The organism is Variovorax sp. RKNM96, from assembly GCF_017161115.1.
In the GTDB taxonomy this organism is placed as follows: domain Bacteria; phylum Pseudomonadota; class Gammaproteobacteria; order Burkholderiales; family Burkholderiaceae_C; genus Variovorax.
Map to the genome: position 1 here is coordinate 4,085,702 of NZ_CP046508.1, position 20,597 is coordinate 4,106,298.

Here is a 20,597-nt window from a genome sequence, read left to right on the forward strand (position 1 = left end):
CGGCTCCCTTAGAAACGCGCATTGAATTCGAGCTGCAGGGTGTCGATCGACAGCGGCGGCCCGAAGACCTCGCGGGTCGAGAGCCAGCGGCCGGTGAACCACATGTTCTTGTCGATCGCGTACGAGCCGCCCAGGAAGTAGCCGCGTGCATTGGTGCCGCCGCCATGGAAGGTCGAGTCGTTGTAGCCGTCCGGCAGCGCATCGGGCTCGATGCGCTTGTAGCCCGCCAGCACGTTCCAGTCGCCGCGCGCCGCCGGTGCCGGCTTGCCGTAGGTGGCCTGCAGCATGTAGGCGTTGCCGCCGCTCTTGAAGTCGGCCTGGCTGGTGCCGCCGGTGGGGCCGAAGTTGTTGAGGATGGTGCCGCGCACGCCCGCGCGCCGCCAGATGTCGTTGGCGTCGTAGGCGGTGTTGCGCACGAAGTTCGCGTCCAGGCGCAGGTTGTTGCCGGCCACCTGCGTGTCCCAGCGCAGGTTCAGGTCGATCAGGCGGAACTGCGAGGCCAGGCCCACGTACTGCGGCTGCGGCGTGCCGGCCGGGTTGAGCGGGTCGAGCGCGATGTCGCGCAGCAGCATGAGCGTGTTGCCCTTCTGCATGAAGGCCGGGCGCGACCAGTCGGTGCTGCAGCCGTCGGCGCCCGCGTACAGCGCGCAGGGCTCGGAAACCTTGCCGCTGATGTTGCGGAAGTTGTAGTACGCGAGCGCGCCGCGCAGGCGGTTGTCTTCGTCGATCTTCCAGTCGGCGCCCACCTGGGCGCCCAGCAGCCACTTGTTCTCGCTCTTGGCCTTGAACTCGGCCTGGGTGCGGTTGGGCGCGTTGTCCGAGGAGTATTCCAGCGGAATCAGGCCCAGCGTGCCGAACAGCGTGAGGTCGCGGTTCGAGGCGAGCTTCTTCTCGAACTGCGCGGCGATGCCGTCGAAGTTCAGGTCGTTCGAGAACAGCACGTCGGTCGACATGAACGGGTTGCCGAAGCGGCCCGCGGTCACGGTGAGCCAGTCGACCGGCTTGTGCGAGATCCACATCTGGTCGAGCCACACGCTCTTCTTGCTGAGGCCACCGCCCAGCGTCTGCGTGGTCGAGACCGGGCTGTCGTCGCTGCCCGAGGCCAGGCGCACGCCGGCCTTGGTGTTCTCGGAGAGGTCGGCGAACACACCCAGCCGCGCACGCGCGCGGAACACGTTGCGGCGGCTCTTGAGCGTGTTGAGGATCGACGGCAGCGCGAGGTTGGTGTTCGGGTTGACGTCGTAGCCGGTGCCCTTGTTGAGCTCGGCCCAGTTGATCTCGATGTTGCTGTTGTTGCTCGCATAGCTGCGCGATTCGTTGCGCACGCGCACGTCGCCTTCCACGCGGATGCGCTTGCTCCACTCGGGCGTTTCGTTGGGCGCGGCCCAGCCCTCGGTCTGGGCCTGGGCCATGACCTGGGCCTTGATCTCGTCGCGGATCTGGTCGCGCACGGTCTGCGAGATGTAGGGCACGCGCACATCGCCCGCTTCGAGCCGCACGCCGCCGGCCACGCTGGCCGATGCGGCTGTGGCCGAGGCGGCCAGGCGCTGCTGCGCCTGCTGCGCGGCGAGCGCTTCGGTCTGGGCTTGCGCAAGCAGCGCCTCGCCCACGTCCTTGGCGAGCGTGCCGCTCTGGATGAGGCCGCGGATCAGCTTGACCATGGCGGTCTCGCCGACCGCGGGCGCCGCCTGGGCTGCAGCGCCGCCGGCCGCAAAGGCGAACACGGAGGCCACGGCCGCCGCGAGTGCGCATTGGCGCAGGGCCGGCATCGCGCCCCGGCTCGAAATTTTCTTGAGATGGTTCATCGCTTCGTTCACAGGATTGAATGGAACAGGCAGGGCTTCGGCACGGGTGGTGGTCATGGCCGGCGCCCCTTCATGGACACGCGCATCGGAAAGCGCAGCGAGGCCGGCGGCTTCTCGTCGATGCGGTCGAGCGCGCGCACCATGGCGAGCACCGCTTCGTCGATGTCGCTCGCGCCGGTGCCGCGCACCAGCTGCGCGCGCGTGGTCTTGCCGTCGGCGCCGAGCCACAGGTCGATCTGGATGTCTTCGAACACCAGCTGGCGGGTGCGCGGATCGCGCGACAGCGCCTGCTGCAACATGCTCGAGACGTAGCGCGCATACGAGCCGCTGCCCAGGCCGCCGCCGGCACCCGTGCCGCTCATGCCGCCGCCGCTGCCGGCCTGGATGCCGAAGGCGTCGTTGCCGGCCTGGCCGGTGGCGTCCATGGTCACCGGATCGCCCAAGTCCTTCGAGGGGCTGGGCGGGGTGTCGTCCTTGGGCGGCTCCAGCGGCTCGACGGGCTTGGGCTCTTTCTCGACCACTTCGGGCTTGACCTTTTCGGGCTCGGGCTCCGGCGGCTTCTCGGGTTCGGGCGGCGGGGGTGGCGGAGGCGGCAGCATCAGCATCGGCGCATCGGCCACCACGCGCTTGGTGCTCGCGGTGTCGTTCAGCAGATGCCACACCAGCGCCACCAGCGCGGCGAAGATCGCCAGGCCGATGACCACGCCGCCCCATCGGCGCCACAGCCCTGCCGGCCTTGCCTTCGCGCCCGTGCGCGCGAAAGCGGAAGTCGGATCGCGAGGTTTCACGCGCTGTTCCTCACTTCTGCTTGCCGGTCACGAGGCCGATCTGGTTCAGCTCGATGCGGCGCAGCAGGTCGAGCACGTCGATCACCTTCGCGTACTGCACGCTCGCATCGCCGCGCACGATCACCGGAAAGTCGGGCGACAGCGCCTTCTCGGTGCGCAGGCGCTCCTCGAGCTCGGGCAGCGTCACGGGGTAGGCGTCGAGAAAGACGTTGCCCGCGTTGTCGATGGTGATGGCCTTGGTCTTGGGCTTCTCCAGCGCCACCGAGGCGCTGGCCTTCGGCAGGTCGACCTTGATGCCGGGAATGCTGGCGTTGCTGGTGAGGATGAAGATCACCAGCACCACCAGCAGCACGTCGACGAAGGGCGTGATGTTGATGCCGCCCGCGCGCTTGCGGGTGCCGAACTTGGCTGCGGTGTTTGCCATGGCGTGCTGCTCTCGGCGCTCAGGCGCGCTTGGCCACGGCCTGCGGCATGGCACGGCCTTCGCCCTGCTCTTCCGCCAGGCGCGTGACGAACTCGTCGACGAACACCGCCATGTCGGCGCCGATGGCATCCGAGCGCGAGGCGAGCCAGTTGTAGCCAAAGAGCGCGGGAATCGCGACGCCCAGGCCCGCGGCGGTACACAGCAGCGCGGCTGCCATGCCGGGCGCCACCGAGTTGATGTCCACCGCGCCGGCCATGGCCGCGACGACGAACACCAGCATGATCCCGATCACCGTGCCGAAGAGGCCGACGTAAGGCGCGCCTTCGATGGTGGTCGAGAGCCAGTTCATGCGCTTGGACATGCGCTCGGTCTCGCGCACCATCACACCGTCCATGGCCGCGCGGATCGCGCCGATGGTGGCGTTGGACACGGCGCTCAGGTCGTAGCCGCGGTCATGGCGGCGGCGCATCTCGTCGATGGCCACTTCGTACAGGCGCCACAGCGAGGAATCGGCGCGCACGTCTTCGGGCACCGAATTGCTCACGGCCAGGCGGTCGAGCGGCGCGCCGGCGGCTTCGCGGAAGTGCTCGATGAAGATGCCGTTGGCGCGCGAGGTGGCGCCGTAGCTGCGGCCCTTGCCGATCATGATGGCCCACGACAGCACCATCATCAGGCCCAGCAGGCCCACGACGACCCAGGCGTCCAGCGGCATCGCGGCGAGGATGAAGCCGAAGTGGCTCTTGCCGGCCTGCTGCTCGTCGGCGCCGAAGACGGTGAGGCGCGACTCGGCGCCTTGCGACACGGCATCGGCCAGCAGCAATGCATCGGCGCGCGCGACCTTCGAGAGGCGCACTTCGTCGATGGCGCCGGTGAACGGCGCGAAGGCTGCCGCGGGCTGTGCGCCCTGCGGCGCAGGTGCGCCGGCCGGCGCGTCGGCGCCGATGGCGGCGGCCGTGTTCAGTGCCGGCAGCTTTGCCGCGAGCGACACCGCGGGGCGCCCGCCCACATACAGCGCCACGTTCTCGCCCTCGGCCTTCACGGCGATGTGCGACCACTGCCCGGCCTGCACCGGCTGGCCCGGCGTGCTGCGCTGGCCGTTGACCTGCACGAAGGGCACGCCCTGGTCGATGCCGACCACGAGTTCGCCGGCGCCGTCGCGGCGCGCATAGATCGCCTGGCGCGCGCCGAGCTGGTCGGGCTTCACCCATGCGGAGAACGTGTGCGCACCGCCGGCCTGCACCGCGAGCGATGGCGTGGCGGGCAGCATCAGCGGGCCGGTTCCGAGCTGCGCGCCCTTGCCGATGACGGTGCCTTCGACCGGCACCGCCGAGGTCTGGCCGTTGTTGCCGTAGGCGGTGGTGTCGCGCGGCGGCACCGCGCCTTCGGCGAAGTGGTAGACCAGCGTGTAGTCGGGGTCGAAGCTGCGCTGGCCGTTGCCCGAGGCGGGCGCCTTCGGGTTGCCGTAGTACATCCACAGCTTCGTCGGCGTGCCGGCCGAGACGTTGGGCACGTCGACCCAGATCAGCGCCATGCCCAGGAGCGGATCGAACTGCTCGATCTGGTGGTTGAGCACCGTCTTGTCGTCGGCCGCGACAAAGCGCAGGTCGGCGCCGGTCTCGCTCACGCCTTCGAACTTGAAGTTGCCCGTGTGCAGCCGCACCAGCACCGGCACGCGCCCGGCATCGCTGCCGATGGCGCCCGCCTGCGGACCGCCGTCGATGGTGACGGGCTTGCGGTAGGACCACTCGGCCTGCCACCAGGCATGCGCCAGGCCCGGCAGGAGCGTGCTCAGCAGCGTGAGAACGATGAGAAGAATTCGTCGCATGACAGGGGTCTCCGGAAAACTCGTGAGAAAAAAATGAAAGAACGGGGTGCCGCGCGAATCAGTAGTTCGCGGTGAGGCTGAAATTCACCCGCGGGTCGTGCTTCTTCGTGCGCGGACCGTCCGTGAGCGGGTAGCCGATGTCGACGCGGCCGGCCAGGTATTGGCCGACCTTGAAAGTGGTGCCGACGCCCACCGAGTACAGCGAGAAGCGGTCGTTCTGCTCGGCCAGCGGGCTCTTCAGGCGCAGCCGTGCCGCATCGGCGAAGGCATAGACGCGCCAGTTCTCCACCGCGCTGCCGAGGTAGGTGAGCGGCTGGCTGCGCAGCTCGACCGAGCCGACCACGCCGTAGTCGCCGGTGGCCTCGGCCGAGAGATAGCCGCGCACCGAGTTCATGCCGCCAGCGGCGATCTGCTCGCTCGACACCAGCGGCGAATCGGCCAGTTGTCCGTTGAAGCGGAAGGAAAGCTGCGAGCCGCCGTCGAAGTTGTGCGTGCCGTTGAGGTCGGTCTTCAGCACCATGAACCGGGGCGTGGACTTGTAGCGCTTGTAGTCGAACTCGACCTCGTCGCTGCCGTACTTGAACGAGCTGCTGGTGCCCACCACCAGCGAGACGCCCACGCTGTACTGGCTCTTCTCCGTCTGGCGGAAGCCCGAGTACGAGAGCGTGATCGGCGCGTACTTGAGCGGCACGGTGTCGCCGCTGCCCTTGAGCGTCAGCGCTTCCTTGTTGTTCTTGAGGTCGATGCCGAAGCTGAACGCATGCCACCAGTTGCCGGCGTTCGGCACGGTGTAGGTCGCCTTCAGCCCGAAGGAATTTCCCTTGCCCAGCACGTCGGTGCCGCCCACCGTGGCCACGTTGCTGTCGGACACGAAGGCATTGGCCTCCACGCTCCAGTTGGTGCCCGCGAACGGCGCGGTGTACGAGGCGGAGATCACCTTCGTCTGGCTCAGGTCCTGCGGCGCGCCGAAGAAGCTGATGGAGGCGCTGTGGCCCAGTTGCCAGAGGTTGTCGTGCCCGAGCGATGCGCTCGCGCGCAGCTTGCGCGTATCGGCGCTGTAGTCGTTGTTGAGGCCGACGCTCGCGCGCCACGGGCTCGAGTCCTCGACCTTGAGGTCCACGTCCATGGTGCCCGGCATGCTGCCCTGGCGCACCAGCGGCATCACCTGCCGCTTGGGGCCGCGGTTGAGCGCGGAGAGCTCGGCCTGCGCCGTGTTGAAGTTGGGCACGCCGCCCTCCTTCAGCGCGGGCACCTGGTCGCGCACGTCGAGCGGCGAGTTGTATTCGGCGCCCACCACCCGCACACGGCCCACGCGGGTCTCGTTGACCTGCAGGAACACCACGCCCTGCGTCACCTGCTGCTCGGGCAGGTCGACGTACACCGACTGGTAGCCCGCCGCCTGGTAGGCCGCGAGCAATGCATCGCGCGCGCCCTCCACGTCCTTGAGCGTGCGCTCGGGACCCAGGAAAGGCGTGACGGCTTTCTCGATGGCGCGCGCGTCGAGCACGGTGTTGCCGCGCACGATGTATTCGTTGATGTCGACCTTGCGCGCGGCCTCCGGCGTCGCGGCAGCCGCTGCCGGTGTCGGTGCAGGTTCTTCAGCGGGCGCCTGCGCGAGGGCCGCCCCCTGCGCGCCCATCGCCATCGTGGCCAGCCACACCGCTCTCCAGCGCGCCGGTGGGCCCTTCTTCTTCATGTCATGCATTTACAGCTCGGTTCTCAAGGATGAAGCTCGCGGGGCAGCGTGTTCATGATGGAGAGCCTTCATGTCGCTGCTGCGTACGGATATCTAGACGCGCAGCGCGCGCGGCGACTGTCGTTTGTCACGAAAACTTCATCAAGAAATCGCGGCAGGCGGTTTTGCGCGCTTAAGAAGAAGGGCCTCCACGCGGGAGGCCCTCTTTTCCGGGTGGCTTGCGAACTCGGCCGCCCCCCGCCTATTGCGCCTATTGCTTCAGGGCGCGCTGCTCACGGGGTGTGAGCGACTGGATCTGCGCGGTGGTGAGCGGGCCCGTGCCAAGCACCTGCACCACCCCCTTGGGATCGTAGGCCGCGCCGCTGCGCTCGCGTGCCGCGCCATCTCCACCCGCACCGCCCTCGCCGCCGCCCGCGCCTTCGCTGCCGAAGCCGAGCACGCGCACCGTGAACACCGACGGCAGCGCCTGGCGCTGCGCTGCGCGGTCGCGCTGCACCGCGTCCTGCGCGGCGGTGGCCGCCTGCGATGCCGCGGCGCTGGCGTTGGTGAGCGCGCCGACGTTCACCGCCGCGATCACCGGAATGCCCACCGACTGACCCTTCACCTGGATGTTTTCCGCATTCACCACGCGCAGCGCCGCCAGGTTCACGTTGCCCGACACGCGGATGCCGGCCTCGCCCGCGTCGATGGTGCCCAGCGGCGCGATCAGGTCGATGTCGCCTGGCGGTACTTCGGGCAGCGGGTTCAGCGTGGCGATGCCCGCGCCGGTGTTGGGCGTGGTCGGCGACAGGCTCACCAGGCCCACGTCGTCGTAGGCGCGCCGCTGCGGTGTGTACACCACGGTCGACTTGGAGCCCCGGCCCGCGTTGATGTCGCCTTGCGCCGACCACGCGAGGATGTTGCCGCCGAAGGTGGTGAAGATGCGGCTCTGTCCCAGGAGGATGCTGCCGTTCGAGAAGATCTCGATCTCGCCCGCGCCCTGCGTGAGCACGCCCGAGCCTTCGCCCGGCACGAAGCCGCCGTCCACGCCGACCAGCGTGCGCCCGCCCGGCACCATGAGGCGGATGTCGCCGCCGAAGTCGGTGTGGATGCCTGCGTCCTGCACCTCGTAGTGCGGCACGTCGTAGCCCGGGCTGCCGATGGCGATCCACTCCGCCTTGGTGAGGTACTTCACGCCGGGCTTGGGCCGCGTCGTCGGGATGCCGTTGACGACGGTCTCGTAGTACAGCGCGCTGCTGAACATGGTGAGGTCGCCCTGGCGCTCGATCGCCTTGCCTTGCGCGTCGTGCGTGGGGAACAGCGTGGCGATGGCTTCGCGCCCGCGCAGGTAGCTGCCCTCGCGCGGACCGCCCGCGGCGTTGTACTCGCGGCCCGCGGCCTTGAGCTCGGCGTAATACACCGGGCGCAGGAAGGCGCGCTGCTGCTCGGCCGACAGCGCGGCGAAGAAGGCGCGCGCATCCGTGGACGCGGCGTCGAAGCGCAGGCCCAGGCCGTTGCGCTTGCCGTCGCCGAAGCGCTCTTCCAACCAGTTGACCAGGTGCAGCTGGCTGGTCAGCCCGTACTCGCGCCGCAGGTCGCGATTCGGCGCTCCACCGCTGGCTCCGCTCCCCGACTGCTGGTAGGCACTGTCGATCTCGGCCTGCTTGCTCGCGAGGTAGGCCGGCGCGCCGGCCTCGTCGCCGCCGTAGCCGAATTGCGCCTGCAGCCAGCGCGCCAGCGTGAGCCGGTCGCTGTACACCTCCACGGCCTTGCCCGGTTGATCGGCCAGCGGCTGGCCGGCGGCGGCGAGGTTGGCCGGGTCGAGGTAGCGGGCGGCAAAGGCCGAGAAGTCGGGCCCGTTGCGCCCCACGCCCGCGGCCACCGCGATGCCCGCGCCGCTGCTGCGATCGCCGGGCTTGATGTTCGCGACCGCGCCGATGCTCTTGAGCTCGCCCTTGTCGGCCATGTACACGTCGCGCCCCGCGGTCACTTCGAGCAGGCCCGGGCCGGCCACGTAGAAGCTGCTGTAGCGCACGTCGCGCCCGGCAGACACCACGGACACGTCGTCGGGGTTGTTGTGCACGATCAGGTTGCCGCGTGCGCTGCCGGCCTCCATCGCGATGGGCTTGAGCGGCGCGCTCGCATCGGCGCGGTTGACCTGCGTGGTCCATCCGAGCGCTTCGACAGGCGCCATCTCGTACTCGCCCAGGCCGGTGCCCGAATTGACGATGTCGCGTCCCGCGCGCAGCGCCACCGGCCCACCGCCTTCGTACCAGGTGGGCAGTGCGCCGGGAATGCCGCCGCTGCTGCCCGTGCCGCGGTACACGATGGAGCCGGTGCGCACGCCGATCACGTCGCCCTCCAGCGCGTAGAAGCGCGCCGGCTGCTGGCCCGGCACGCTGTCGCCCGAAGCGCTCGGCGACTCGAGGCTGAACAGCGGATACCGCTGGTAGCCCTCGCCGGGCCTGAAGCTGTCGAGGAAGACGCTGGGTGCCAGCGCATCGGGGCTCACGTTGTTCAGCTTGCGCGGTCCGAACCAGGTGCGCTCCAGGCTGCCGCTGAAGCCCGGATTGAACGGGGTCGGCAAGCCCGTCGGGTCCGCGCCCGACTGCGTGAAGCTGTAGCCGCCGGCGTAGATCGAATCGCCCGCCATCAGCTCCAGCTGGCCCGCGCCCGCGTGGGTGAACTGCGGCCCCACGGGCGATGGTGCCAGCACGACGCCGACGGGCGACTGCACGGCCTTGTTGCTGCCGTCGACGGCGCCGGTGACCGAGTTGCCGTAGTAGAGGCTGCCGCTGGCCGCGACCGCGCGGAACATCGAAGGCACCATGTAGCGCCCGTCCGTGGCCTGGCCGTCGCCGCGCATGCGCTCGCCGACGATGGCGGTCGAAGGCGCGAGGTTGCCGCCGGCACTGAACAGGTCGATGCCGCTGGCCGGCGTCCACAGCGAGAACCAGCTGAAGCCCTCGCCCGCGCGCTGCGTGCCCTCGCCCACGAAGGGCGTGCCGTTGTTGAACTGCGCCACGCGGCCGGCATCGGCCACGCTGCCCAGCACCAGGTCGCCGCGCGAATCGATGCGCACCGCCGCATCGCCCGGCACCAGCAACGGCCCGCCGCCCGCGATGGACGATGTGGCCGTGTAGACCTGGTAGGCGCGCGACTCCTCGGGGTCTGCGCGGTCGAAGCGCAGCTCGATGCCGCCGACCGAGCCGGCCTGCACGCGCAGCGCGCCGCGCAGGTTGACGAAGGTGCTGTTGAGGTCGGGGCGAGCGCCCTGGTAAATGGTCTGCGGCGTGGGATCGTTGGTGTTCGGGAACGAGCGCAGTTCGGCCACCGGATTGAGCCCGCCGCCGATGCGCACGTCCAGGTCGCCACCGCCCGCGAGCGTGAGTTGCCGACCGTCCGCCGACACACGGCCGGTGCCGCCCACCACCAGGTTCAGGCCGGTGCTGCGCAACACGAAGCTGCCCGCCAGATCCATGCGCCGGGTCAGCATGCCGGCATCGCCGCCGGCCTCCAGCACGAGGTTGCCGCCGCCGAGCGTGCCGATGCCGGTGAAGCCCGTCATGAACGGCGCGGTGCCGAACAGGTCGTAGGCGCTGCTCGGGCCGGGCACATAGCTGCCGAAGTTGATCCACCACGCGGTGGGCACGCCCTCGCTGCCGGCCACCGCACTGCCGGTGCCCTGGCGCCACAGCCAGTTGCCCACGTCGGCACTCGCGGGCATCGGACGGGTGTTGCCGATGGCATCGGTGCGGAATTGGCTGCCTCGCTGGCCGATCAGGTCGCCGCGGATGTCGCCTTGCGCGCGCACCAGCACATTGCCGCCGTGCTCGGGGTACCACGCGCGGTACAGGCTCTGAGCCCCGCCATCGACGAAGGGCTCGTAGGCCGTACCGTCGGCGCCGAGCACGGTGCCGTCGATGCGGGAGCGCGGCATGTTGTAGGCCGCAGCAACGCCACGGGCCTGCGTGCCCGCGGTGTACACGCCGTAGGGCGAACTCATCGTGAAATCGCCGCCCGACAGCAGGTCAAGGTCGCCAGTGCCGGTGCGCAGCACGCTGAAGAGCTGCTGGGTGGCCGGCAGGGGCACGGTCTTGGGCAGCGAGCCGAGCGGTGCCCAGGTCACCAGGTTGCCCAGGCCCATGTCGTTGAGGGCCCACACCGCCTCTTCGCCGCCCCATTCGTCGAGGTTGATGAGCGTGCCGGGCGCGGCGCCGACCTGGTTCTGCGAATCGCCCATCCAGTAATACTGGCCCGCGACACCCGGTGTCGGCGCCTGCAGCGCCAGGCCGCTGCCCATGCCGTAGTGCGTGTCGGCCATCAGCAGTTGGCCCTGGAAGCCGCCTGTGCCGCGCGGGCGCAGCGCGCGGCTGTCGGCGGCCCGCGTGTCGGCGCCGGCTGCCAGGCGCATCGACCACGACTGCGAGCCTTCGGCCAGCATCGGCGCGAGCGCCAGGTTGCGGCCCTGGTTGCCATCGGCGTCGGCCGGTCGCAGGTTGACGAAGTCCACGTCGCCGGGCAGCTTGACCAGCGTTTCGGCAGGCACCACGGCGCCCTTGGCCAGCTTCAGCGAGCCGGCCAGGATCACGCCGTTGGCGGGGCTGTCGGGCAGGCCATCGCCGTTGTAGTCGGGGCTGGGCGTGTCGTTGACGGCGCCGACCGGAAACGGCAGCGGTACGCCGGCCGGCCAGGTCATGGCCGCGACGCGGGCATCGCCCGGCAGGCGGTTGCCGGCGTCCAGCTTCATGCCGCTGCGCAGCGTGACGGCCTGCGCCAGCACGGTGCCCGCCGCGTGCAGCACATTGCCGGCGGCATCGCGCACCGCGCCGCCGAGCACGGTGCCCGCGGGCAGCACGAAGTCTTCGGACAGCGTGGCGGTGGCTGCCAGCACGGTGCCGGCGCGCAGGCTCATGGCCTGCATCGGCAAGGCGTAGTTGAGCGTGCGGCCCGACTGGAAGAAGGTGCCCTCGGCCAGCTCGGCCATGTCGCCGCGCGGCACGACCACGTCGCCGCCCCACGGCACGCGGCCCTTGACCAGCACCCAGCCGCGGTCGCTCGGCGTGGGCTGCAGCGCCGAGGTGTCGAAGCCGTCGGTGATGCTGCCGTACACGTTCAGGTTGCCGCCCGCGCGCAGCACCAGCGCGCCCGCCTCCCCGGAGCCGTAGGTGCCGGTCTGCGGCGTGCGCGGGTTGACGCTGGCATAGCGGTGGCCCGACAGGTCGATGTCGCCGTCGACGTGCAGGTCGCCGTCGGGTGTGGCGCTGACCACGGCCACGCCGGGCCGCAGGTGGAAGGCATCGCCGTAGGCGCGCAGGCCCGCGAGCCGGTTGTTCATGAGGCCGCCATTCGCCAGCACGTTGCCCATGAAGGCGACGCTGTCGGCGTGCTTGGCGTCGAGGTAGGCCTGGTTCACCACCTGGTAGGGGCGGCCATCGGCCGCGGCGTCGGTGCCGTAGGCGGCGTCCTTGTAGGTCCAGAAGCCGTTGACGGTGACGGCACGCGCGCCGTCGATCTGCACCTTGCCGCTCGCGTCGATGGCGATGTCGTCGCCGCGCGCACCGCCGATGCGTTGCGCGCTCAGTTCCACCGTGCCCAGCGATTGCGCCGTGCCGTCGGTGCCTGCGCGCACATCCATGCGCGCGCCGTTCTCCAGCACCAGGCGGCCGCTGCCCACGTCGATCTCGATGACGGCGCGGTTGGGCGCCTCGATCGGCTGGCCATAGCTGTCCACGCGCAGCACGCGGCTGTGCGCGTCGAGCACGGCCGCGCCGCCGATGGTCACGCCGTCGCGCGCGGCCAGACGGATGCTGCCCGCCTGCTCGCCGCTGGCGTCGACCGTGCCGTTGACGGCCAGCCGGCCGCCGTCGACCGACACGCTGACTTCGCGCGCCTTGAGTTCGTCGCCCACCGCGAGGTCGCCCTGCTTGAGCTGGAAGCTGCGGCTGCCGAAGACGCCGCCTTCGGTGAGGCGGCGGTTCAGGCCCGCGAAGTCTTCGATGTGCTGGCCGCGGATGTCGGCACCGCCGGCCGCGAACGGCACCCGCGTACCGCCCGCGTCGTAGCCGCCGCTGCTCGCGCCCGCGATGGCACCGTTCAGCGCGACCGTGCCCGCGCCTTCGCCCAGCGCCAGCACCGTGAGCTTGCCTGCGCGGTTCTGCTCGGCCGAGATGTCGATGCGCGAGCCGGCCGACTGGCGCACGTCGCCGCCGCGGCTCTCGAGGATCACGTCGCCGCCCCAGCTGTACTTGGGCACATCGAAGAAATCGATGCGGCGTCCGGCAAGGTCCAGTTGTGCGCCGTCGTCCAGCCGCAGGTCGCGTCCGGCCGAGGCAGTGAGCTTGCCGCTGGGCAGCGCGATGCGGCTGGCCAGCGTGAGGTTGCCGCCGGCATCCAGGCCGATCTCGGCGCCGAGCGCATCGGCCAGTGCCTGGCCCGAGAGTGCGGGCGACCCGCCGCCGGCCGGCGCGGCGAGCACGATGTCGCCGCCCGACTTGATCCGGTTGACCGAGCCGGCCTGCCCGGTGAGCAGCGGCGTCTGGATGCGCAGGTTGCCGCCGGTGAAGGCGTAGCCCTTCAGCGCGTCGTCCCACGCGCCCTGCGACTGGTAGACCGAGAGCGAGCCCGTGTGGTTGGCCGTGATGCGCTCGCTGGCGTTGAGCGCCACCTCGCCGAAGCCGAGCACCAGCCGGTCGGTGCCGTGCACGGTGTCGGGACGGCTGTTGGGGCCGTAGCCGAACTCGATCTGGTTGGCGTCGATCTGCAGCCTTCCGCTGCCCGCCCCGCCCGCGGCCACCAGCCCCGGCGACGTGGCGGCGCCGTTCCACACCAGGATGCCGGTGTGGATGCGCGCGAGGGCCCCCGCACCGCCCGCGCCGTAGATGGCCGGCGTGCCGAGCACCAGCCGCTCGAGCGACGAGCGCCCGGTGGCGGGGTCGATGGTCGAGAGCTCGACCGAATCGTGAAAGTTGATGGCGTCGCGCGCGGTCAGCACCAGGTTCTCGAGCGCGGGCGCGCCGCTGGAGGTGTCGCCGCGCAACAGGCGGTTCAGGATGCCCTGGTTCAGCGTGAGTCCCGGCGCCAACGCATTGCGGGCGGCCGCGTCGGCCAGTGCGGCCTCGCTGCCGACGTTGATGCCGCCCACCGACAGCACGAGGTTGCGTGTGCCGTAGCGCGATGCGTCGCGCAGCTCGAAGCTCTGGTCGGTCGAGGCCGCGATGGTGCCTTCGGAGTAGAGCTGCGTGATGCCGTGGCACAGCGAGCCGCTCGCGCAGCCGCCGATGTCGATGCGGCCGGGGCCGGCGTCGGGCGAATTGCTGAAGCCCGGTGCCAGCAGGTCGAGCCAGCCGTTGGACACCGCCAGCACGCTGGAGATGCCCGGCGCGTAGACGAAGCCGTCGCGCGAGTCCCAGGCCGCGCGGCCGCGGCCCAGCGTGTTGATGCCCGCGCCCTGCTCGATCACGATGCCGCCGGCCTTGGTGTTGGTGACCAGAAAGACCTCGCCGGCACGCAGCACCGCGCCTTCGCGCAGCACGATGTCGGCGGCGCCGGTCAGGAAGTTCGCGATGTTGGCGCGCTGGGAGGTACCCGTGTAGTCCACGTAGCTCACGGTCGGCAGCCCGCCGATGCCCAGGCGCGGCGCGCCGATCGCGTTGAGCGCGCTGGCGTGGACCGAGACGCCCTTGAAATCCGGCGTAGGCAAGGCGCCGTCGGCCAGCACTTCGTAGCGATTGGCGTAGCCGCCGACCAGCAGCGCGCTGCCGCCGAAGCCGCCCTCGCCCGGGGCGTAGTCGACCCGGCCGGCAAAGCGCAGCGCGGGGGCGTCGCTGATCGCACCGAGCCTCTCGGGCAAGGCGAGATCGAAGCGCAGCGACTTGGCATCGCGCTCCAGCAGCGCGCGCGGCACGCCGGTGCGCTGGGCCTGCGCGATCGCGAAGTCGGCGTAGGCGGTCTCGTTGTACTGGGAGTAGCTGCGCAGCGTGTCGGCCGGCGTCACGAACACCTGCGTGGGCAGCGCGTCGCGGATGGCGGTGTTGGCGGTGCCCAGTTGCGCCGCCGCGGCGTAGGAGCCGTTGCGCATGGGCACGGTCACGCCCGAAGGTGGCAGGTTCGGCGCCAGGCCGTTGAGCTCGACGCGGAATGCACCGGGCATCAGCGCGAAGGTCGAAGGCAGCAGCGTGTAGGTGCCGGCGGGCAGCCCGGGCACGCCCGCGGCGATGGTGATCTGGCGGCCCAGCGCGGGGTCGCCCGCGCCGTGTTCGTTGACCAGCGGCGCATAGCCGGGCTGTGCGCCGGGCACGATGGCATACACCGGGTTGGTGGCCAACCCAGGCAGCGTGAAGGTGCCGCGCGCGGTGGTCTGCACCAGCGGATTCATGCGCGCGTCGGTCGAGCCGCCGCGCCCGCCGAGGAAAGCAGCGCCCGTGAGTTCGCCGCCGCCGCTGAGGTCGATCACGGCGCCTTCGCGCACGTTCACCGCGTGCGCGGCCAGCGTGACCGAGGGGTCGTTGCCCACGCCCTTCCACGCCACGTCCTTGCCGTCGTGCATGTAGCTCAGGCCGTCGAGGGTGCCGCCGTAGGGCATCGCGAGGCCGTTGGCGCTGACCGAGGTGACGCTGCCGGGCAGCAGGTTGACCTCGCCGGTGAGCGAAGCCGCCGCGGTCGCCCCCAGCGTGATGTCGCCCAGCGGCGCACGCACCACACCCCCCTGGTTCACGGTGGCCGCGGCGAACCTCAGGCTGCCGAACACCGAGTAGGGCTGCGCGGGCAGCGGGGCCGAGGGATCGATCCGCTCGATGGTCAGGCTGCGCGCCGGGTCGAACTCGCGTTGCAGCGTGCCGTACTGATCGACCCCACCGCGCTCGCCCACGAAGAAGCTGCCGCTGTCGTTCATGGCGGGGTAGATCTGCGAAGCCGCCAGCGTGAGGCTGCCGGGCGTGTAGAAGGTGGCCGCCTGCGACAGGCGAACGTCGCCGCCGCTTCGCATCACGATCTGGTCGAAGGCCTTGCGTTCGACCGCCAGCGGCGCGCTCGCGTTCTGGATGATGGTGCCGCGCGCGCCGGTGTTGAGCACCCCGACGATGTCGATCAGCTGCGCATCGAGCGACAGGCGCGAACCCTCGGCCACCAGCGGTATGCCGAGCGCGCCGCCGCCGGTGCCGCCGTTCTTCGAGCCGCGTACCGGGTTCGGCATGATGTAGTTGTCGGCCTGCGTGCGTGTGCTGCCGGCCAGGCGGATGTAGGGCGCCGCCAGGTTGACCTGCGAGCCGGGCGCGGCGTTCGCCGCCAGGTCGATGGCGCTGGCCGTCAGGCGCAGGCTCTGGCCCAGGCGCAGGTCGATGCTGCCGTCGAAGCTCACCAGGCCGTTGGCCATCAGCGAGAGATTGTCGAAGCCGCCGCCGGCGATGCGGTCCACGCCGATGCGCGCATGACCGTAGGCCAGCGCGGCCTCGCGCTCGCCGGCCTTCAGCCCGGCCGAAAGACCGCTGTCGCCTTGCGACTGCGCCAGCACCAGTTCACGCGGCACACGCACCGCATCGTCGACGTTGATGCCCTTCAGGTCCTGGCTGCCGACCACGCCGTAGTTGGGCGTCTCCAGGCTCAGCGCCAGCGTGCCGCCGGCCGCACCCGCGCCGCCAGCGGCTGCGCGCAGGCCGCCGTCGAGGAACATGCCGCGGTAGGAAGCCAGCGCGATCAGGCCACCGTCGCCGGCCACCTCCATCGTGCCGCGGCCCGGCAGGTCCAGGTTCGCCGAAGCGCCCGAGGCGTCGAGCCGCGCGCCGGGGCGCAGCACCACGAAGGCATCCGCCGCGTCGACCTGGCGTGCATCGGCGCTGTAGGCCGCGCCGATCTCGATACGACCGCCCTTGCCCACCCGGCCGTAAACGTGGCCCTTCGAATCGACCGCGGTGTCGGCACGGCCGGCGGCGTCGAGCACCGCGCCGTCACCGATCCAGATGGAGGTGGCGTTGGCCGCGCCGGACGGCCGGTTCACGTCGTTGCCGGTGCCGAAGGCGCCCGGCAGCACGCCGATGCGCCCACCCCACGCATTGAGCGTGCCGTCGATGGTGATCTGGCCGTTGCCGGTGAGCGTGAGCGTGCGGCCCGGATCGACCGAGATCGCGGCGCCCTGCCCCACCACCAGTGGCGCCTGGCTGTAGATCGAGCCCGCGTTCAGCGCCAGGTCGGCGCCGGCGCGCTGCGTGAGCACGCCCTTCAGCGGGTCCTCCTGCCACAGCGGCGGCAGCCAGCGCTGCAGCACCGCCGAAGGATCGGCGCCGGTGGCCGTGGCGCGGGCCGCAGCCATGTCGGCGCGCAGCACGGGCATGGCCACGTCGATCCGTGCGCCGCCGGCCACCTGCACGCCCTGCTGGGCGCTCACGCTGTAGCGCGAGAAGCCGCTGCGGAACAGGCTGTCGTCGAGCACCAGCAGCGGCTTGACGGCCACGTCGGCCGGCAGCCGGTTGCCGGCCATCAGCAGCGCGCCTTCGGCCAGCGCCACGTCGCGCGCGAACGGCGTGCCCGCGGCCACCGTGGCGGTGTAGTCGGGCACGGGAATGCCGTTGGGGAACGCGGCCGCGGGGACGACGTAGCCCGGCGCCATCTTGCCGCTGATGTTGACCAGCTCGGTGCCCGCCGGCACCACGGTGCCGCTGCCGTAGATGCTGCCGGTCTTGCTGTGGACGTACACGTACTCCCAGGCCACGGTCGCGGCCGGCACCACCCAGTCGGCGGGCAGCGTGTAGGTTCGCGTGGGCGTGAAGACCGGCATGATCTTCATCGCCTCGCCCGGCGCGACGGTGTTCGCGACGTAGCTGAAGTCCTGCGGCAGCACGGTGCCTGCGGGAATGGTGAAGGCTTCGGCCAGCGTCAGATGCACCGGCACCGCTTCGCCCGCCGACAGCCGGCCCGGGTTCAGGAGCACGCCGCCGCCGATGGCCACGCCGATGCCTGTGTCGATGGTCAGCGTGCCGCCGCCCTTGACGCCGTGGCCACGCAACTCGCCCTCGAGCAGCAGCGCGCCGGCGCCACGGCCGGTGGCGTCGTACTGGTTCGACTTGAGCGTGATGTTTCCGCCGCGCCCGCCCTGCAGCGAAGCGTCGGCCATCATGGCCGCGCCCGACGAGGTGTCGATCGCCGAGCCGGCGTGCAGCCGCACATCGCCGGTGCTGCCGATGTAGACATTGCCGCCGTTGACGTACGGCAAGCCGCCGATGTCGGAGGCGTTGCTGCGCAGGTTGGTCCAGAGGCCGCGCGTGTCGAGCGTGACGCCTGCGGCCACGTCCACGCCCGGCGTGTAGCCCTCGGGCGGCGCGACGACGACCGGTTCTTCGATGAAATCCGTATTGCTGCCGGACTTCAGCCGGCTCACCATGTTGCCCAGCGCGATGCTGCCGCCGCGTGCACGGAGGTCGGCCTTGACCTCGACCTGCGTCGCATGCAGCGCGATGCTGCCGCCGTTGCCCACCGCCATGTCGGCATCGACCGAGATGCCGCCCGTTGCATAGGCCTTGAAGCCGCCCAGGTGCAGGTTGTTGAGCCAGCCGGCATCGATTTTCATCTTGCCGCTCAGTTCCTCCGGCAACGCATCTTCCAGCCGCAGGCCGTCGGCGATGCGCTGTGCCGTGCCGATGTCGATGCGCTCGGCCGCGGCCTGTACGCTGTCGCGCAGCATGCCGGTGGCGGTGTCGAACACCGGGCGCAGCTGGCCGACGACGAGTTGCCCGGCGCGCGGCGCCGCCGCTTGCGATTGACGGTAGCCGTCGAGCGCGGCGTCGGGCGCATTGCGTTGGCGGTCGCCCTGAAACACGGTGGCTTCCACGCCGCCTTCGAGCACTGCCGACGTCGTGCCCACGATCACGCGGCCCGCGTCGCGGCCCACGGTGTACCCGTTCTCCAGCCGCTCGCGCGCACCGATCAACGCGTTGTAGAAGAACTCGGTGGTGCCCTGGCCCCAGCGCTCGTGCGGGTTCTGGAAGCCGCGATAGACGCCGCTGTAGAGCATGTCGCCGGGCGCACTCGACAGGTTGTAGAGCCGGCCGTCCTTGCCGGTGAGCCAGCTCTGCTTGATCATGCCGGTCTGCACATCGAGCGAGCCGCCCGACACGTTGATGGTCGAGCCGGCGCGTGTCACCAGTTCGCCGCCGCCGAAGGCGACGGTGCCCCCCGAGGCAGCCCATTCGCCGATGCCGTGGCCGCCGGTGTTCAGGTAGCCGCTCACCTCGAGCAGGCCGCCGCCGGTGTACCAGCGCTCGGTGGCATAGCCGTTGGTGCCCGCGGGCACGCGCACCAGGTAGCGGCGGTCGATCCAGAGGTTGGCGTTGTTCAGGTTCTTGCTGTCGCGATTGCCCGGTGCGTCGCGTTGCTCGTTGCCCTGGACGTTCACTTCGATGTTGTTCGACGCCATGGCCACGCGCACGCCCACCGCACCCGCGACGTCGATGGCCGCGTGCTCGGCCAGATGGACGCGCCGCGTTGCATTCACGTTGACCTGGCCGCCGGTGGCCAGCGTCATCGAGTCGGACTGGAACTCCACGTTGCCGCTGGACGCGATCTGCACCAGCGACAGGTCGCGCCGGTTGTACGCGCCGTCCGAGAGGTTGGCCGATTCCTTGATGAGCGCATCGCGCTGCACGTCGAGCGCGGTGGCTTTGCTGTCGTCCAGCAGCACGGCGCTGACGCTGCCGGGTGCGAGCGTGACACGCGCATCGGTTTCACCCGCATTGCCCGTGGCGTTCAGGTGCAGTGTGCCCCGCGTGGTGACGCTGGTGCTGGACAGCAGCACGCCCGACTGCTCGACCGTGTGGCCGGTCAGCGTGATGTCGCCGGTCAGCGCCTGGATCAGGCCCGCGTTGGAGACGCTGCCGGCGGTGCTGTCCTTGTTGCGCGCGGGGGTGACCTCGTTGCCGCGCGTGCTCGACTGCTGGTTGCTGTCGGTGCCCAGGCCCCTGCGGATCACGAAGCTGTCGCCTGCGGCGAGCGTGGCCTGCCCGCCCGGCGTGACGATGGTGCCGCGGTTGTGCACCTCGCGCCCGGCCAGCAGCACGTAGCCGCCGCCCTCGGTCACGGTCTGCGGCTGGCGCGTGGAAATGCGCGCGCCGCGCTCCACGATCACGTCGCCCGTGGCGTTGCCGCTGGCCACGGCGGTGGCGCTCGCGGTCAGGTCGTTGGCCAGCGTCGGCACGAAGCCGGTGCCGAGTGCCTCGCTGTAGATGCCGCGCTTGAACTGCGCATCGGTCATGCCCACGGCGGAGGCCAACAGGTTGCGCGTGTCGACCTGGCTGCTGCCGCTGAACACGATGCCGTTGCGGTTGACCACCATCACCGTGCCGTCGGCCTGGATGCGGCCCTGGATCTGCGAGGGGCGCGCGAGCGGATCGTTCACGCGGTTGAGCACCGCCCAACCGGGCTGCTGCTCGAACTTCAGCGTGGTGTTGCGCCCGATGTTGAAGGTCTCCCAGTTCAGGATCGCGCGCTCGCCGGTCTGCGCGACGCTCACCTGCGTGCGGCCGCCTTCTTGCGTCTGCACCGGCGCATTGGCATTGGCCCAGCCGGCCGAAAGGCTGGCGGTGTCCACGCGGAGGCCCCCCTCGGCGAGGCCGTCGGGCACGCCCGCACCGCTCTCGAGCGCCGCGCGCCGTGCGGCTTCCTGCGCGGCCTGCTGCGCCGCGATGCCGCGCGCGGCGAGGTTCAGGTTGCCGATGGAGCGCTGCAACTGCTCGTTCGCGCGCTGCTGCTGCGCCTGCGGGCTGGTGAGCGCCGAGGCCGGCATGCCGTTGGGCAGCCGGCCGGTGGCGACGGCGGTGTTCTGCGCCATGTTCTTCTGCGCCATCCATGCGCTGCTGAACGCTCTTTGTGCGTGCGCGCCCTGCGCCGTTGCGGCGGCGGCCAGCATCGCCACGATGGCATGCACCAGCGGCGTGAGCCGGGCCTTCGGGAAGAAGGAAGAAGAGTTCGTGTTGCGCCGGGCCACCGTGCTGCTGCTGCGTTGCATGCGGACTTCCATGGGTTCGTGTTTCATTGCTCGAGTCGATGCCGCGGAGCGCGCCCGGAAGGCGGGCGGCCCGTGGCTACCGAGCTA

The 20,597-nt window shown here is 70.7% G+C and carries 6 protein-coding genes; all 6 read right to left on the reverse strand.

Annotated elements, in window-relative coordinates:
• Window positions 1–8: 8 nt before the first annotated feature.
• Window positions 9–1,862 carry a putative porin gene (locus GNX71_RS18855; RefSeq protein WP_241026976.1) on the reverse strand — a complete coding sequence of 618 codons (1,854 nt, stop codon included), beginning with the start codon at window positions 1,860–1,862 and terminating at the stop codon, window positions 9–11.
• Window positions 1,859–2,593: an energy transducer TonB gene (locus tag GNX71_RS18860; RefSeq protein WP_241026977.1), complete on the reverse strand. Its 735-nt coding sequence runs from the start codon at window positions 2,591–2,593 to the stop codon at window positions 1,859–1,861. The genes GNX71_RS18855 and GNX71_RS18860 overlap by 4 nt, the downstream gene beginning before the upstream one ends.
• A gap of 10 nt (window positions 2,594–2,603) precedes the next feature.
• On the reverse strand, window positions 2,604–3,017 hold the full coding sequence (locus GNX71_RS18865) for a biopolymer transporter ExbD (protein WP_206173739.1): 414 nt from the start codon (window positions 3,015–3,017) through the stop codon (window positions 2,604–2,606).
• Between the two features lie 19 nt (window positions 3,018–3,036).
• On the reverse strand, window positions 3,037–4,842 hold the full coding sequence (locus tag GNX71_RS18870) for a MotA/TolQ/ExbB proton channel family protein (RefSeq protein WP_206173740.1): 1,806 nt from the start codon (window positions 4,840–4,842) through the stop codon (window positions 3,037–3,039).
• Between the two features lie 58 nt (window positions 4,843–4,900).
• Window positions 4,901–6,538 (reverse strand): ShlB/FhaC/HecB family hemolysin secretion/activation protein, encoded by a 1,638-nt coding sequence (locus tag GNX71_RS18875; protein ID WP_346776852.1) that lies wholly within the window; start codon window positions 6,536–6,538, stop codon window positions 4,901–4,903.
• A gap of 250 nt (window positions 6,539–6,788) precedes the next feature.
• Window positions 6,789–20,537 carry a filamentous haemagglutinin family protein gene (locus tag GNX71_RS18880; protein WP_206173742.1) on the reverse strand — a complete coding sequence of 4,583 codons (13,749 nt, stop codon included), beginning with the start codon at window positions 20,535–20,537 and terminating at the stop codon, window positions 6,789–6,791.
• Window positions 20,538–20,597 lie beyond the last annotated feature (60 nt).

Excerpts from the sequence above, each read along its gene's own strand:
- GNX71_RS18855 (WP_241026976.1), bottom strand. The coding sequence starts at position 1,862 with ATGACCACCACCCGTGCCGAAGCCCTGCCTGTTCCATTCAATCCTGTG.
- GNX71_RS18865 (WP_206173739.1), bottom strand. The coding sequence starts at position 3,017 with ATGGCAAACACCGCAGCCAAGTTCGGCACCCGCAAGCGCGCGGGCGGC.
- GNX71_RS18870 (WP_206173740.1), bottom strand. The coding sequence starts at position 4,842 with ATGCGACGAATTCTTCTCATCGTTCTCACGCTGCTGAGCACGCTCCTG.
- GNX71_RS18875 (WP_346776852.1), bottom strand. The coding sequence starts at position 6,538 with ATGAAGAAGAAGGGCCCACCGGCGCGCTGGAGAGCGGTGTGGCTGGCC.
- GNX71_RS18880 (WP_206173742.1), bottom strand. The coding sequence starts at position 20,537 with ATGAAACACGAACCCATGGAAGTCCGCATGCAACGCAGCAGCAGCACG.